The 14844-nt window shown below is 36.8% G+C and carries 16 protein-coding genes and 1 other annotated feature (1 of these 17 running past the window's edge); of the genes, 13 read left to right on the top strand and 3 right to left on the bottom strand.

Annotated features, from left to right (window positions below):
* Positions 1-62 precede the first annotated feature (62 nt).
* The 11 genes from ACU8YW_RS21820 (at position 63) to ACU8YW_RS21770 (ending at position 10460) form a co-directional block, all read left to right on the top strand.
* The gene (locus ACU8YW_RS21820) at positions 63-986 is read left to right on the top strand and encodes an O-acetylserine dependent cystathionine beta-synthase (protein ID WP_088064454.1); all 924 of its coding nucleotides are present in this window, start codon (positions 63-65) and stop codon (positions 984-986) included.
* 3 nt (positions 987-989) lie between these two features.
* The gene (locus ACU8YW_RS21815) at positions 990-2123 is read left to right on the top strand and encodes a bifunctional cystathionine gamma-lyase/homocysteine desulfhydrase (RefSeq protein WP_046956311.1); all 1134 of its coding nucleotides are present in this window, start codon (positions 990-992) and stop codon (positions 2121-2123) included.
* A 259-nt stretch (positions 2124-2382) separates the two neighbouring features.
* On the top strand, positions 2383-4986 hold the full coding sequence (adhE, locus tag ACU8YW_RS21810; RefSeq protein ID WP_088064453.1) for a bifunctional acetaldehyde-CoA/alcohol dehydrogenase: 2604 nt from the start codon (positions 2383-2385) through the stop codon (positions 4984-4986).
* 126 nt (positions 4987-5112) lie between these two features.
* A complete protein-coding gene (locus tag ACU8YW_RS21805) occupies positions 5113-5340 on the top strand; it encodes a YrhC family protein (protein WP_048541451.1) in 228 nt (75 codons plus the stop codon).
* Positions 5341-5495: 155 nt separating this feature from the next.
* The gene (locus ACU8YW_RS21800; RefSeq protein ID WP_048541454.1) at positions 5496-6443 is read left to right on the top strand and encodes an ABC transporter substrate-binding protein; all 948 of its coding nucleotides are present in this window, start codon (positions 5496-5498) and stop codon (positions 6441-6443) included.
* A gap of 5 nt (positions 6444-6448) precedes the next feature.
* Positions 6449-7477 (top strand): FecCD family ABC transporter permease, encoded by a 1029-nt coding sequence (locus ACU8YW_RS21795; protein WP_137034970.1) that lies wholly within the window; start codon positions 6449-6451, stop codon positions 7475-7477.
* Entirely contained in the window at positions 7464-8282 is an 819-nt protein-coding gene (gene fpuC, locus ACU8YW_RS21790) for a petrobactin ABC transporter ATP-binding protein FpuC (protein WP_088064451.1), read from the top strand. The genes ACU8YW_RS21795 and fpuC overlap by 14 nt, the downstream gene beginning before the upstream one ends.
* A complete protein-coding gene (locus ACU8YW_RS21785) occupies positions 8249-8644 on the top strand; it encodes an ankyrin repeat domain-containing protein (protein ID WP_088064450.1) in 396 nt (131 codons plus the stop codon). Before fpuC ends, ACU8YW_RS21785 begins: the two co-directional genes overlap by 34 nt.
* Before the next feature lie 237 nt (positions 8645-8881).
* Positions 8882-9460, top strand: coding sequence for a GNAT family N-acetyltransferase (locus ACU8YW_RS21780; protein WP_223270625.1), 579 nt, complete (start codon positions 8882-8884; stop codon positions 9458-9460).
* A gap of 56 nt (positions 9461-9516) precedes the next feature.
* Positions 9517-9975 (top strand): GNAT family N-acetyltransferase, encoded by a 459-nt coding sequence (locus ACU8YW_RS21775; protein WP_088064449.1) that lies wholly within the window; start codon positions 9517-9519, stop codon positions 9973-9975.
* Positions 9976-10082: 107 nt separating this feature from the next.
* Positions 10083-10460, top strand: a complete 378-nt coding sequence (locus ACU8YW_RS21770; protein WP_001101451.1) for a hotdog family protein — start codon at positions 10083-10085, stop codon at positions 10458-10460.
* A gap of 33 nt (positions 10461-10493) precedes the next feature.
* Here the strand turns inward: ACU8YW_RS21770 and ACU8YW_RS21765 are convergent, their stop codons facing one another.
* On the bottom strand, positions 10494-11039 hold the full coding sequence (locus tag ACU8YW_RS21765; RefSeq protein ID WP_001020697.1) for a helix-turn-helix domain-containing protein: 546 nt from the start codon (positions 11037-11039) through the stop codon (positions 10494-10496).
* A gap of 156 nt (positions 11040-11195) precedes the next feature.
* Here ACU8YW_RS21765 and ACU8YW_RS21760 point away from each other — a divergent pair, with 156 nt between their 5' ends.
* The gene (locus tag ACU8YW_RS21760) at positions 11196-11600 is read left to right on the top strand and encodes a DoxX family protein (RefSeq protein ID WP_001071550.1); all 405 of its coding nucleotides are present in this window, start codon (positions 11196-11198) and stop codon (positions 11598-11600) included.
* Between the two features lie 21 nt (positions 11601-11621).
* Positions 11622-12479, top strand: a complete 858-nt coding sequence (locus ACU8YW_RS21755; RefSeq protein ID WP_088064448.1) for a VOC family protein — start codon at positions 11622-11624, stop codon at positions 12477-12479.
* A 17-nt stretch (positions 12480-12496) separates the two neighbouring features.
* Here the strand turns inward: ACU8YW_RS21755 and ACU8YW_RS21750 are convergent, their stop codons facing one another.
* Together ACU8YW_RS21750 and ACU8YW_RS21745 are read right to left on the bottom strand one after the other, a co-directional pair.
* Positions 12497-12811: a 4a-hydroxytetrahydrobiopterin dehydratase gene (locus ACU8YW_RS21750; protein ID WP_087985280.1), complete on the bottom strand. Its 315-nt coding sequence runs from the start codon at positions 12809-12811 to the stop codon at positions 12497-12499.
* A complete protein-coding gene (locus ACU8YW_RS21745; RefSeq protein WP_088064447.1) occupies positions 12792-14546 on the bottom strand; it encodes an aromatic amino acid hydroxylase in 1755 nt (584 codons plus the stop codon). Before ACU8YW_RS21745 ends, ACU8YW_RS21750 begins: the two co-directional genes overlap by 20 nt.
* A gap of 162 nt (positions 14547-14708) precedes the next feature.
* Positions 14709-14844, bottom strand: a binding site (T-box leader); it runs 92 nt beyond the window's last position.

Genomic DNA, 14844 nt, shown 5'->3' with positions numbered 1-14844 from the left:
CTCATATAAAGAAAATACATACAGTTGCCTTTTCTTTATTGGCAAATAAGGGGGAGAACACGATGAATGTATATCGTGGAGTTCATGAGTTGATTGGTCATACACCAATTGTAGAAATTACTCGTTTTTCACTTCCAGAAGGGGTCCGTTTATTTGCAAAGCTTGAATTTTATAACCCAGGTGGAAGCGTTAAGGACCGTTTAGGAAGAGAATTAATCGAAGATGCGCTAGAAAAAGGGCTTGTTACCCAGGGTGGAACAATTATTGAACCAACTGCTGGAAATACTGGTATTGGACTGGCACTTGCAGCGTTACAACATGATTTACGCGTTATTGTTTGTGTACCAGAGAAATTTAGTATTGAAAAACAAGAATTAATGAAAGCACTAGGCGCAATGGTCGTGCATACACCGACTGAGCAAGGAATGACCGGCGCAATTGCAAAAGCAAAAGAATTAGTAAATGAAATACCGAATTCATACTCTCCAAGTCAGTTTGCGAATGAAGCAAACCCGCGTGCTTATTTCAAAACACTAGGTCCTGAACTGTGGGATGCACTGAACGGAGAGATTAACACATTTGTTGCAGGAGCAGGAACTGGTGGTACATTCATGGGAACTGCATCTTATTTGAAAGAAAAAAATATAGATATAAAAACGGTTATTGTCGAACCAGAAGGATCTATTTTAAATGGTGGTAAAGCTGGTTCGCATGAAACAGAAGGGATTGGCCTTGAATTTATCCCGCCATTTTTGAAAACATCTTATTTTGATGAAATTCATACAATTTCTGATCGAAATGCATTTTTACGAGTGAAGGAATTAGCGCAAAAAGAAGGACTGCTCGTTGGGAGCTCTTCCGGAGCAGCATTTCATGCAAGTTTACTTGAAGCAGAGAAAGCGGCGCCAGGTACAAATATTGTAACGATTTTTCCTGATAGTAGTGAGCGTTATTTAAGTAAAGACATATACAAAGGATGGGAATAAAAAATGAGAGCAAAGACAAAGTTAATTCATGGTATTCGCATAGGAGAACCTTCAACTGGATCTGTAAATGTACCGATTTATCAAACAAGTACGTACAAACAAGAAGCAGTTGGTAAGCATCAAGGATATGAATATTCACGTACAGGCAACCCAACACGTGCAGCTTTAGAAGAAATGATTGCAGTATTAGAAAACGGTCATGCTGGTTTTGCATTTGGTTCAGGAATGGCTGCTATTACAGCTACAATTATGTTGTTCTCAAAAGGTGACCACGTTATTTTAACAGATGATGTGTATGGTGGAACGTACCGCGTTATCACGAAAGTATTAAATCGCTTCGGCATTGAGCATACATTTGTAGATACAACAAACCTAGAGGAAGTTGTAGAAGCGATTCGTCCAAATACGAAAGCGATTTATGTGGAAACACCAACGAACCCATTACTGAAAATTACTGATATTAAGAAAATATCTACTCTTGCTAAAGAGAAAGATTTATTAACAATTATCGATAACACATTCATGACGCCATATTGGCAGTCGCCGATTACTTTAGGAGCAGACATTGTACTTCATAGTGCAACGAAATATTTAGGAGGTCATAGTGACGTAGTTGCAGGCCTAGTAGTTGTAAATAGCCCGCAATTAGCAGAAGACCTTCACTTTGTACAAAACTCAACAGGAGGCATTCTTGGCCCACAAGATAGCTTCTTACTACTTCGTGGTTTAAAAACATTAGGAATTCGAATGGAAGAGCATGAAACGAATTCACGTGCAATTGCTGAGTTTTTAAATAACCATCCAAAAGTAAATAAAGTATATTACCCAGGTCTTGCATCACATCAAAACCATGAACTAGCGACAGAACAAGCAAATGGATTTGGTGCTATTATCTCATTTGATGTAGATAGTGAAGAAACATTAAATAAAGTACTAGAGAACTTACAATACTTTACACTTGCTGAAAGTTTAGGGGCAGTAGAAAGTTTAATTTCTATCCCATCTCAAATGACACATGCATCAATCCCAGCAGATCGTCGTAAAGAGCTAGGAATTACAGATACATTAATTCGTATTTCTGTCGGTATTGAAGACGGTGAAGATTTAATTGAAGATCTAGCACAAGCGTTAGCATAGTAAAAATGCACTGCTCATATAGGCAGTGCATTTTTATTACATCTTTTTGTGAAAAACTTCACAAAATAGACATACACAAATGAAATCATTTCATGTATATTAAGTTCATGAAGTGTTACTCACGAACAAACTTGTGAAATATTTCACAAACAATGAGGTTCATGTAGGAAAGCAACTCTATTTTTTTTGCGCTAATCGGGACTCATTATGACCTATAGGGTCTTATTTAGTCCATGATAGCAGAATAGGAGGAATTTACATGGTAGTCAAAGAGAAAGTTGTAAATGAAATGCAGGAAGTAAAAGAGATGATTGATACGTTAGTGAATAACGGTCGAAAGGCTTTACAAGCATTAGAAAGTTTTACACAAGAGCAAATTGACAACATTGTTCATGAAATGGCATTAGCAGGTGTTGATCAACATATGCCGCTTGCGAAGTTGGCTGTTGAAGAAACAGGTCGTGGTGTATATGAAGATAAATGTATTAAAAATATTTTTGCTACTGAATATATTTGGCATAGCATAAAAAAAGATAAAACAGTAGGGATTATTCACGAAGATCCTCATGAAGAAATAATAGAAATTGCGGAACCTGTCGGTGTAGTAGCTGGGGTAACGCCAGTAACGAATCCAACGTCGACAACAATGTTTAAAGCATTAATCGCGATGAAAACGAGAAATCCAATTATTTTCGCATTTCATCCTTCAGCACAAAACTGTTCCATTGCAGCGGCGAAAACAGTATATGATGCAGCGGTGAAGGCCGGGGCACCAAAACATTGTATTCAGTGGATTGAAAGACCTTCTGTCGAAGCAACGAAACAATTAATGAACCATGAAGGTGTTGCGCTTGTTTTGGCAACTGGAGGAGCAGGTATGGTGAAATCAGCTTATTCTACTGGAAAACCAGCGCTAGGTGTAGGTCCTGGTAATGTACCATGCTATATAGAGAAATCAGCGCATATAAAACGAGCTGTTAATGATTTAATTTTATCAAAAACATTTGATAACGGTATGATTTGTGCATCAGAACAAGCAATCATTGTAGACAAGGAAATTTATGATGATGTGAAAAAAGAAATGATTGCAAACAATTGTTACTTTGTAACAGAAGAAGAGAGAAGAAAATTAGAAAAGCTTGTTATTAATGAAAATACATGTGCAGTAAATAGTGATATTGTAGGGAAATCAGCACAGTACATTGCCGCATTAGTTGGAATTACTGTGCCTGAAAATACAAAAATGCTTGTAGCTGAAATACAAGGTATCGGAGGAGCATATCCACTATCTCGTGAGAAACTGAGTCCAGTATTAGCTTGTGTAAAAGCAAATTCACTAGAAGAGGGACTTACATATTGCGAAGACATGTTAGACCTTGGTGGTTTAGGACATTCAGCAGTCATTCATTCTACAAATAAAGAAGTACAAAAACAATTTGGATTACGTATGAAAGCTTGCCGTCTTATTGTAAACGCTCCTTCATCACAAGGTGGAATCGGTGATATATATAATGGATTTATTCCATCACTTACGCTCGGTTGCGGCTCGTATGGGAAAAACTCAGTTTCTCAAAACGTAACAGCGACGCATTTATTAAATATAAAAAGGTTGGCAAATAGAAAAAAGAATATGCAGTGGTTCAAATTACCACCAAAAATTTATTTTGAAAAACATGCGACAGCATATTTAGCAAATATGCCTAACATTTCACGTGCATTTATTGTAACGGATCCAGGAATGGTTGAGCACGGATATGTAGATACGGTTACGCATTATTTACGTAAACATGCAAATGATGTAAAAGTCGAAGTTTTCTTTGAGGTCGAGCCAGATCCATCAGATGAAACTGTGTTTAAAGGTGCGGAAATGATGAGAAGTTTTAAGCCAGATGTAATTATCGCACTTGGTGGTGGTTCAGCTATGGATGCAGCGAAAGGGATGTGGCTTTTCTATGAGCAACCAGAAACAACATTCTATGGAATTAAACAGAAGTTTTTAGATATAAGAAAACGTACATGTAAATATCCGGAATTAGGAAGTAAGGCGCAGTTTGTTGCCATTCCAACAACATCAGGAACAGGATCAGAAGTAACACCATTTGCGGTTATTACAGATAAGAAAAATAATATAAAGTATCCGCTCGCGGATTATGAATTAACACCAGATGTAGCAATTGTTGATCCACAGTTTGTAATGACAGTACCACCACATGTAACAGCAGACACTGGTATGGACGTATTAACGCATGCAATCGAGGCGTATGTGTCTGTTCTAGCAAATGACTATACAGATGGATTAGCATTAAAGGCCATTGATCTCGTATTTAAATATTTACCAAGAGCATTTAAAGATGGAAATGACGAAGAAGCACGAGAAAAAATGCATAATGCTTCTGCAATCGCAGGGATGGCATTTGCAAATGCTTTCTTAGGTATTAATCACAGCTTAGCACATAAAATTGGACCGGAATTTCATATTCCGCATGGGCGTGCGAATGCAATTCTTATGCCGCACGTAGTTCGCTATAATGCTATTAAGCCAAGAAAACACGCATTGTTCCCAAAATATGAGCACTTTGTGGCTGATGAACGCTATGCACATATTGCGAGAATGCTCGGGCTTCCAGCAGGCTCGACAGCAGAAGGTGTGGAATCCCTCGTCCAAGCAATTATTGAGCTTGGAAAAAGCTTAAATATAAATATGAGTATTGCAGGACAAGGAGTTGCTAAAGACCAATTTGAAGAGGTTGTTGGATTATTAGCAGAAAGAGCTTTTGAAGATCAATGTACAACAGCTAATCCGAAATTACCTCTCATTTCAGAGTTGAAAGAAATTTATATGGAAGCATATAAAGGGGAGTAATGGGTATGAAAGAGTCGCAATAAAGCGGCTCTTTTTCATTTGGAAAACATCTCCCAGAATGGCTGTATTTACTGGTCTTTAAGTTTAATGGAATATGATACAGTGAAATAGAGGAGTGAGAATATAATGAAAGAATTACAAGGGAAAATAGAAGATTATACTCGGTTCGGACAAATCCTTCTCGCTGTAAGTACATTGTTAATGGTTGGCTTATTGATTCCGAATGGAGCAAAAGAAGCAATACAATCTTTTGTTATGATGGGGAGTACCGTTATATTTTTAAGTTTATCATTCTTTTTCTTTCAGCGTGTGAAAGTGATGCGAGAACAGTTAGAGGGAAACGAATGTGAGTAATATTATGAAATAGAGCACTACGAAAAGAACGAATCTTTTTGTAGTGCTTTTTGTTTTTGTAAAAAATGTATGCGGTTTATATTGACAATGATAATCTTTATCAATTAAAGTAGAATAGTAGTTAATGATTATCATTATCATTTAGAGGTGAAAGAATGAAAAAATCTATTACGCTATTCACAGCGATTTTATCTATTTTTTTCTTGTTAATAGGTTGCAATGCAAAGGGAGACGAAAAAGCATCTGCAACAAAAACAGAAAAAGGAAAAGAGAAAATCGAAGTTACCGACCTATCAGGAAGAAAGGTAACATTCGATAAAGTGCCAGAGAGTTTTGCAACATTAAGTATGGGGGACATGAATATTATTCATGCTTTAGGCGGAAAAATAGTAGGTCGTCCGGATGCAAAAATAACTCTTCCAGAGGATGTAAAGAAAGTACAAGTAATCGGGAATGCACATCAACCGAATTTTGAGCAAATCGCTAGTTTAAAACCGGATGTACTTATTGCTAACAATGGGTTTCAAAAGAATGTTCCAACGGTTGAAGGACAAGGAACGAAAGTAATGATTTCTTCTGCGAATTCTGTACAAGATATTCAAAAGAATATTGAACTATATGGAACGATAATGAAGAAAGAAGATAAAGCAAAAGAACTTAATCAAAAAATTAATGATCAAATGAAGACATATGAGAAAAAGAGTGATGTGAAAGCACTGTTAGTATACGGAGCACCAGGTACTTATTTAGCAGCATTACCAACATCTTTATCAGGTAATATTTTAGAAAAAACAGGCGGAAAAAATATTGCAGCTGATTTTCCGGAAATGAAGGAATATCCGCAATATGCGCAGCTAAGTGTAGAACGTATTATTGAGGCAAATCCAGATGTGATTTATTTAATTACACATGGAGATCCAAATAGCGTTAAAAAAGCATTTGAAGGCGAAATGATGAAAAATGAAGCGTGGAAAAATTTAGATGCAGTAAAACAAAATCGTGTAGTTATTTTGCCACCAGACTTATTTGGATCAAATCCTGGAACAAAAGTTACAGAAGCAATGGACTTTATGTATAAAAGTATACAAGATGTAAGGAAATGATACGTATGGAAAGTAGTGAAGTAGTAAGGGAAAAGGAACATCCTTTTGCGAAAAAAAGATGGATAATAGCAGTTACTTTAGTTGTATTAACGATTCTAGGTCTTTTTTACGGTCTTTTCGCAGGAAGCCTATCCTTTTCTTTACGAGAAATTCTAACAGGGATACAAGATGAAGGTTCGACGGTTCATCGAATTGTATGGGACCTTCGTATACCGAGAGTGCTCGTTGGATTTATAGTAGGAACATGTTTAGCAGCATCTGGTGCACTGCTGCAAGGGGTTATGAGAAATCCTCTTGCAGACCCTGGTATTATCGGGGTTTCATCTGGAGCAGGCCTTGTAGCAATTGTAATTATGATTTTATTCCCTCAGCATATGGCATTTTTACCGCTCGGGGCGTTTATAGGAGCTTTCATAACGGCGATGGTCATTTATGCTTTATCGTGGCAAAAAGGGGCACCGCCTTCAAGGATTGTCTTAGTAGGTGTATCAATCAATGCATTAATTGGTGCAGCGACGTCAGCGTTAATGTTATTACATAGTGACAAAGTACAATCGGTGTTACCTTGGTTAGCAGGTGGCATTGGTGGTGTAAGTTGGGCACATTTAAACATGATTATTTATTATGCAATATTCGCTATTATATTAGCCTTCTTTGGTATAAAACATATTCGAGTATTAATGCTTGGAGATGAAATGGCGAAATTATTAGGTCATAACGTGGAGAGAAGCCGGTTTTATTTAATAGTAGTAAGTACGTTACTAGCTGGAATTGCAGTTAGTGTTTCTGGTCTTATTGGATTTGTCGGTCTTGTCGTACCACATATGTTACGTTTATTAGTTGGAAATGACTATAAATATTTACTGCCATTATCATGTCTTGGCGGAGGGATATTACTTGTTTTCGCGGATGCGATAGCTCGAAGTTGGTTCGATCCAATTGAATTGCCTGTTGGTATTCTATTATCCTTCTTAGGCGGTCCATTCTTCTTATATTTAATTCATAGAGGAGGGAAACAGAGTGATTTCCGTTAACAAAGTGTTTTATGCACATTCTGAAAGGTTTCAAATGCAAAATATGAATGTACATATTAAAGCTGGAGAGGTCGTTAGTTTAATTGGGCCAAATGGATCGGGGAAATCTACTTTGCTTCGTTTAATGGCAAGACTACTTAAACAAAGCGAAGGGGATATCATTTTAGATGGAAAAAGTATTCATACGATGAAAAGTGCCGATGTAGCGAAGCAATTAGCGATGTTACCACAAATGCATGATCATCAATTAGATTTAACAGTGAAAGAATTAATCGAATTTGGAAGAGGACCTCATAAATCATGGAGAGGTCGCTTAAATAAAGACGATGAAAAAATTGTTGATTGGGCATTGTCTGTTACAAATCTTGAAGGGTACGAATATCGCCTTTTGCAATCTTTATCAGGAGGAGAAAGACAACGTGCCTGGATTGCAATGACGCTAGCACAACGTACAAATGTCTTATTATTAGATGAGCCAACAACCTTTTTAGATATCGTTCATCAGTTGGAAGTAATGGAACTTGTGAAACGGTTAAACGAGGAGTTTGGCATGACAATTGTAATGGTTTTACATGATATTAACCAAGCGGCTCAATATAGTGATCGTTTACTCGTATTAAAGCGAGGGCAGCTTCAGTATGACGGTATACCAGAAGAAGTGTTATGTCATGAAATGTTTCAACGTGTGTTCGGTATAGAGGTAGATATTTTTCAAGGAAGTGACAAGCCATTTTTTACACCAAAACGAATTTCTAAAAAAGGAGGAGCAAGATGCGAACAGAAGAATGTATTACCACTGAGTTAGTAAGAGAATTTGTTATGGCAGCTCACGGAGATTTAGAAAAAGTACAAGAACTGTTGGCTGAATCGCCAAGCTTACTTCATGCCTCTTACAATTGGGGCGGATCAGATTGGGAAAGTGCGTTAGGAGCGGCGGCACATGTAGGTCGTAAAGATATTGCTCTCTATTTACTAGAAAAGGGTGCTCGAATGGACATTTTCGCGGCCGCGATGCTTGGAGAATTAGAAGTTGTACAAGCTATTTTAGTAGCACGACCAGAGGCATTGCGTGCATCGGGTCCACATGGTATTTCCCTTCTTCAACATGCACGAATGGGTGGAGAACAGGCACAGCGTGTATTTGAGTACTTAACGGTGATCTCTTAATGACCGCAAAGGTTCTTATGTGCGGTAAACTTTTCACTTTCATATAATTGAAAAGTTTACCGCCCGTTAGAACGGGATAAGTATCTAGTATATTTGAAAATCCTACACCCCCCTCAATTGTAGTTTTCTTTATGCTAGTTATGATATGGATGCAGTAGACAACATTTGTCTACTGTCTTTTTTAGATTCTTGAGGGATTGAATATTCTGTATTTTATTCTTGGTTCATTTATAATAGATAGTAACATTTAGTATACATACAAAACATGATCGTGTAGTTAAGTACAAATTCGTGGGAAGGAGTGCAGAGATGTTTCATACAGATCGTTTACAAATTCGCAAATATACAATGGATGATTTGCAGTTCTATGCTTCGCTATGGGGAAATGAGAAGGTGATGCGCTATATTGGAAATGGGACGTTAAAAACATATATGCAATGTAAAAAAAGTTTGGAGGAGTGGGTGATTCCTAGCTATAAAAACGGTCTTGGTTTATTTGTATTGATTGAAAAGGAAACGGGAATACGAATTGGTCATGCAGGGTTAGTAAAGCAGCAGATAGATGGAAAAGAAGAAATTGAAATTGGTTATTGGTTATTACCTCAGTATTGGGAAAAAGGGTATGCGAAAGAAGCAGCGGCAGCATTTCGAGACTATGGTTTCCAAGCGTTACGAATGAATAAATTAATTTCTCTTATTAATCCGGATCACCCCGCCTCAATCTTTGTTGCTAGAAAAACAGGGCTTAGTTATGAGAAAACAACTTCATTTCATGGGATGGACGTTCTTGTTTATTCCATTAAACGCGTTGGATGAAAAAAGGTAAATTGCATCTTTTGAAGAATGGTATATAAAAATAAAGGGGGGATTACATGTATATTTATCATAATGGCCTTATTATTCGTGAGGGAACGAATGGTGTGCCAGCATATGCAATTAAAACTTTATTCGAAGATGCTGGTTGGAGTAATGATGATATCCCTTCTTGGCAAATTGAAAAATTCACGATAGCATTTGAAAATTCAACATGGGCATTCACAATTTGGGATGAAGAAGAGATGATTGCGATGGTTAGAGTCATTTCTGATGGAATCATGATCGCGAACATAGTAAATTTAGTTGTGAAATGTGAATATAGAGGGAAGGGATTAGGTAAGAGACTTGTCGCTCTTTGTTTGCAAAAGTTGCCACATGGAGACTGGTTTGCACATACATCTGCGAGTAATTTTGATTTTTATAGAAGTTGTGGTTTTGAGGTGAGAGAATTATCGAGAAATGGAACATGTGCGTACTACGGGTATCAAGTAGCAAAAAAAGATGGGCACCGATAAAAGTAAGATAGTGTAGAAAAAGGATGCTATTTAATAATATAAACTGAACTGAGACTCATTTTATGATAAAATAAAAGAAAATTCTGTTTATTAAACGGGGGATAAAAATGAATGTAAAAGTTGGGGATGTATTTAAATACGAAAGAAGATTTACTGAGGAAGAGGTTTTTGAATTTGCAAATATTACAGGAGATAAAGGTAGGCATCATATGGAATATGATGAAAAAGGACGTTTAATGGTTCATGGTTTATTAACTGCTAGTATTGGAACGAAAGTAGGAGAAGAATTACATTACATAGCAAGAGAATTAGTAAGTGAGTTTATTAGACCGGTTTTTACAGGAGATACGATCACTTGTGAATTAACTTTAACAAATATTGAACAGATGGAAGGATATAAAAAGGTTTCAATCGAGTCAGTTTATCGCAATCAACATGAAAAGACTGTACTAGTTGGAACAAGTTATGGCGTTATAAGGGGATAAAAAAGAAGCCTGATTTACAGGCTTCTTTTTTATTTAATAAACACGTTTTCGATTTTCTGCATGACTAGAGATGAGTAATAATGCAGTTTCTTCCCCTATATTACGAACGATATGAGGAACACATGCATTCCAGGAGAAAGAATCACCTTCTTCTACTATTGCAATATCTTCTCCATGTTGAACTTCTAGTTTTCCGCGTAATACAAGGTGACATTCTTCCCCTTCATGGGCATTTGGTATATTTTCTTTCGGAAACCCAGCAGGAATTTCCACGAGGTTTAGGCGGAGGCCACCTTGCTCTGCAACATGTTCAATTCTTTGTTCATCTTTTCCGTATACACTGTATTTACGCTCTACCTTTTTGACAACTTTCAACCGATCTTTTTGTTCTAATAATAAATAGGGAAGGGGAACGTTTAAAAAATTGGAGATTGTTTCTAAAGTTGAGATAGATGGTGATGTTTTATTATTTTCAACCTGACTCATAAATCCTTTAGAAAGACCTGTTCCCTCACAAATTTGTGCGATTGTTATGCCTCTACGTTGACGAATTTCACGTATTGCAGAACCAATATTCATAAAATCAAGCTCCTTTTTGTAAACAACTATTTGTATCATAGCAAAAAAAATATATTTTTTCCCAGTGAAAATGAATTGACGAATAAAAAAAATTAGTGTATGTTTTGTAATGTAAATAAAAGTTTTGTATAAGAAAACTATAAAGGAGAGAATGAAATGAATCAACATATCGGTAACTTAATTATTCGTATCGTGTTAGGGGTAACATTCTTTATGCACGGTTTAACAAAATTCCAATCGGGGATTGACAATATTGCAGGGTGGTTTACAAGCATTGGTTTACCAGGAGGTCTTGCATACGGTGTAGCAACAGCGGAAGTAGTTGGTGGTATATTGTTAATTCTAGGTTTAGGTGTAAGATATATTGGATTATTATTTGCACTTGTAATGGTTGGAGCAATTGTAAAAGTAAAATGGTCAGCTGGTTTATTAGGGGATGGAAAAAATCCTGGCTTCGAATTAGAACTTGCATTGTTAGCAATGGGTGCGTACTTATTTGTTGCGAAAGCAGACGGTTTTGTAGATAATTTCTTAAAAGAGAAAATGTCAAAGAAGAACTAAATTAAATGGGGGGCTAACAAGATGAGTTTTCAACTTCATCCCGATACAACACTTGATGTTGTTCATTTATATGTATCAAATATAAAGAAATCACTAGAGTTTTATACAGAAGTACTAAGTATGAAAGTACTAAAAGAAGATGAAATGGTCGTTACATTTGGGAATGAAAATAACGAACCACTCCTTATCATTGAAGAAAAGAAAGAAGCTTTACCAAAGCAAAGAGGGAGAACGGGGTTATATCATTACGCAATTTTACTACCACGTAGACAGGATTTAGCGAATATTCTTCGTCATCTTGTAGAAATGGTATATCCACTGCACGGCGGAGCCGACCATTACTTTAGTGAGGCCCTCTATTTAGCTGATCCAGATGGAAACGGGATTGAAATTTATCATGATCGCCAAAAAGAAGTTTGGCGTGATGAGAATGGAGAACTACCATTTGTTAGTAACCCGTTAGCTGGTGAAGAATTATTGCAGCAAGGAATTGCGTGGAATGGTTTTCCAGCTGGTACTGTGATGGGGCATATTCATTTCCATGTAGCTGATTTGGAAGAAGCGAAACGTTTCTATGTGGATGGTCTTGGTTTTGAAGTAACAATCCCAGCTCGTAATGGCGCGTTGTTCGTATCGGCAGGTGGCTATCATCACCATATCGGTTTAAATACGTGGCAAGGTGAAGGAATACCGCCGCAAATGCCAAATTCTGTTGGCTTGAAATATTTCACAATTGTACTAGCAGATGAAAAACAAAAAGAGCAAGTATGTGAAAGCTTAAAAAATATTGGAAAGATTGCTACGTACAAAGATGGAATATTACAAGCCCAAGATCCATTTGGACATTGTATCCATTTCAAAATTAAAGGAGAAGCCTAAAAAAGGCTTCTCTTTTTTTACTTTCTTATAATTGCTTTTTCGTTTTGTAAAAATAGTTCATTAAACTGCTTTGCAAGCTCAAAATCTAGTTTCGTTAAACCTTTTGCATTCCAAGATGACAAAGTAATAATGACTGCTTTATACTGGATAAGGATAAATGGATGGTGATTACGTTCTTCTGATAGTTTGGCGGCTTCAGAGACAAATTCGACTCCTTTTAAGTAGTCGGAAAACATATATTTTCGTTCAATCCATTTTTCATCTTTTATCATCCATTTATCCACCTTTAATAATTCCCCTTGAACTTCTTCTTCAGTTAATCGTAGCATCATTTTTCACATCCTTTACATGCAGTAGTGCAAGACCATTGTTAATAAGGCGTGTTACAGCTTCGTCAGTTGTGAAAGTAGAAAGTTGTTGTAATAATGCTGCTGATGTTTCGTGTCCTTTGTTATGCTCTAAAAGTAATTCTAATATTTCAAGGCGAAGCAGCCATTCTTTCAGATAAAATTTATTTAATACCTCTTGAATTGCTACTAATTGATCGACATGTGCGTCGTGTAAAATACCTCCACCTCGAATATCACGAACTGTTTGATACATACGATCCAGCTCAGTTAATGCAAGAGGTGCTGGAGTTTCCTCTGTTTCTTCATCAATTGGGAAAAATGATGCTGCATCTGCTGCTCCTGGGAATACTGAAATGATTTGTGAGCCAACAGCCATATCAAATGCGCCCCATGAAGCATCAAATAATACGCGGGCGTTATAAGTAACTGTGCAATCGATAAAGGAAATAAGAGCAATTTTCTTATCGTTTTTTATAATATCTGTTACTTTTCCTTTTACATGAATACCACTTGCAAAAGTAAACTCAGCAATATTTCCAATTGTAATTCCTAATGATTGTAGTTGTTCATCTGTACAATTTTCTAATGCAATATTTTCAGTGAGTAATCCAATTGGTGTTCCAAAGCCGTCACTGTGTATAGATGTAGAATGATTCGCTAGTTGTTTATTATGAATTGCTAATGCAGTTGGTGAATTTGTTCGCATGTAAATCACTTTACCTGCATCGTTTTCAATTGTCTCGCTGAATGTACCTGTAATCTGTAATCCACTAGTTAGTTCAGCAGTTGCATAGTTTTCAGAGCGAATCGCTTTTTCTAAACCTTCCTTTCCACCTGTTTTAAAGGCCATCGTTTCAGCAAATGTCTCAAGTGCTTCAGTCAGCTCTTCAAATGATTCACAAACAAATAGTTGTGGTTGCATTTTTGTTACGTCATAAGTTGTACCTGTACATGCCTCGATAGAGAATGGAACCTTTTCTACAGCGTCCGTTAAGCAATGTTTGCTTTCGCCAACAGAAGAAAGGAGACCAGCACCATATATTTTTGGAGCATCTATATTTCCGATTAACCCATATTCTACTGTCCACCAGAAAAGACGTGAAATTTGTTCAGCTTCTGATAAACCAGAAACTAATTTTTGTTTTTCAATTACAGTATTTTCAGCAGCGGCAACTTCGTCAGGAGTAGAAGTAGGGCTTTCTTTTACGATTGTTAATGTACGAACAGCTTCAAAAGCATCATGTTCTTCTTTTGTGGAGAAAGCTTTCGCACCAATTTGTCCAAAGCGTTTCACATACTTCGCATATGTAGGATCCAGTAAAATAGGTGCGTGTCCTGCTGCTTCGTGTACGATATCTGGAGCTGGTGTATACTCGATATTTTCTACTTTGCGAATATCTGTTGCGATTGGTAGTAATCCGTGTCCTTGGAAATCAAAGAATGCTACGCCGGGAATAAGTCCATCAATTGTTACAGCTCCCCATCCGCTTGGTGCTAAACAGTCATTCATTTCTTCTACCTTTGGAATTGCATCTATATTTATACCAGATGATTGTAGTCCGTTCACATAGGCTGGATGAGCAACGTCTTTTAAGAAACTATGATTTTGTCTCATAATGTAACGCCAAACAGCGTGATTCACCGGTGTATATTGATCATAATGCTGCGTGGATACGAATGGTTTTAAATGCGATGGAATTTCTGTTTTCTTTGTCATTTAGACATCCTCCTTGTTTTCTATAAAATTGAATATTGGTTGGGTATAGCTGAAACCACCACCTTTCAAAATTGTAAGCGCTTATAAAATTTTATCATAAGATTCGGAATTATTTAACATTTGTTTCTGTGAGAAATAGAAAAAGCCCCTATCGGAAAATCCGATAGGGGCGAAAGAATCGCGGTACCACCCTATTTGTAAGTGAAAAAATACTTACATCTCAATTAATGATAACGGAAAAACTCCGTCTTTTCCTTCATGCGTACAAGCACTACGAAAAAGAAGCTCCAGAATTGTA

Source organism: Bacillus pretiosus (genome assembly GCF_052947655.1).
The sequence above is the reverse complement of the archived record's forward strand: the minus strand, read 5'-3'. Positions and strand labels throughout refer to the sequence as shown.

What these genes read in the sequence shown, in the direction of transcription:
- ACU8YW_RS21815 (WP_046956311.1), top strand. Translation starts at nt 990, where the DNA reads ATGAGAGCAAAGACAAAGTTAATTCATGGTATTCGCATAGGAGAACCT.
- ACU8YW_RS21805 (WP_048541451.1), top strand. Translation starts at nt 5,113, where the DNA reads ATGAAAGAATTACAAGGGAAAATAGAAGATTATACTCGGTTCGGACAA.
- ACU8YW_RS21800 (WP_048541454.1), top strand. Translation starts at nt 5,496, where the DNA reads ATGAAAAAATCTATTACGCTATTCACAGCGATTTTATCTATTTTTTTC.
- ACU8YW_RS21770 (WP_001101451.1), top strand. Translation starts at nt 10,083, where the DNA reads ATGAATGTAAAAGTTGGGGATGTATTTAAATACGAAAGAAGATTTACT.
- ACU8YW_RS21795 (WP_137034970.1), top strand. Translation starts at nt 6,449, where the DNA reads ATGGAAAGTAGTGAAGTAGTAAGGGAAAAGGAACATCCTTTTGCGAAA.
- ACU8YW_RS21785 (WP_088064450.1), top strand. Translation starts at nt 8,249, where the DNA reads ATGCGAACAGAAGAATGTATTACCACTGAGTTAGTAAGAGAATTTGTT.
- ACU8YW_RS21760 (WP_001071550.1), top strand. Translation starts at nt 11,196, where the DNA reads ATGAATCAACATATCGGTAACTTAATTATTCGTATCGTGTTAGGGGTA.
- ACU8YW_RS21755 (WP_088064448.1), top strand. Translation starts at nt 11,622, where the DNA reads ATGAGTTTTCAACTTCATCCCGATACAACACTTGATGTTGTTCATTTA.
- ACU8YW_RS21765 (WP_001020697.1), bottom strand. Translation starts at nt 11,039, where the DNA reads ATGAATATTGGTTCTGCAATACGTGAAATTCGTCAACGTAGAGGCATA.
- ACU8YW_RS21745 (WP_088064447.1), bottom strand. Translation starts at nt 14,546, where the DNA reads ATGACAAAGAAAACAGAAATTCCATCGCATTTAAAACCATTCGTATCC.
- ACU8YW_RS21775 (WP_088064449.1), top strand. Translation starts at nt 9,517, where the DNA reads ATGTATATTTATCATAATGGCCTTATTATTCGTGAGGGAACGAATGGT.
- adhE (WP_088064453.1), top strand. Translation starts at nt 2,383, where the DNA reads ATGGTAGTCAAAGAGAAAGTTGTAAATGAAATGCAGGAAGTAAAAGAG.
- ACU8YW_RS21750 (WP_087985280.1), bottom strand. Translation starts at nt 12,811, where the DNA reads ATGATGCTACGATTAACTGAAGAAGAAGTTCAAGGGGAATTATTAAAG.
- ACU8YW_RS21820 (WP_088064454.1), top strand. Translation starts at nt 63, where the DNA reads ATGAATGTATATCGTGGAGTTCATGAGTTGATTGGTCATACACCAATT.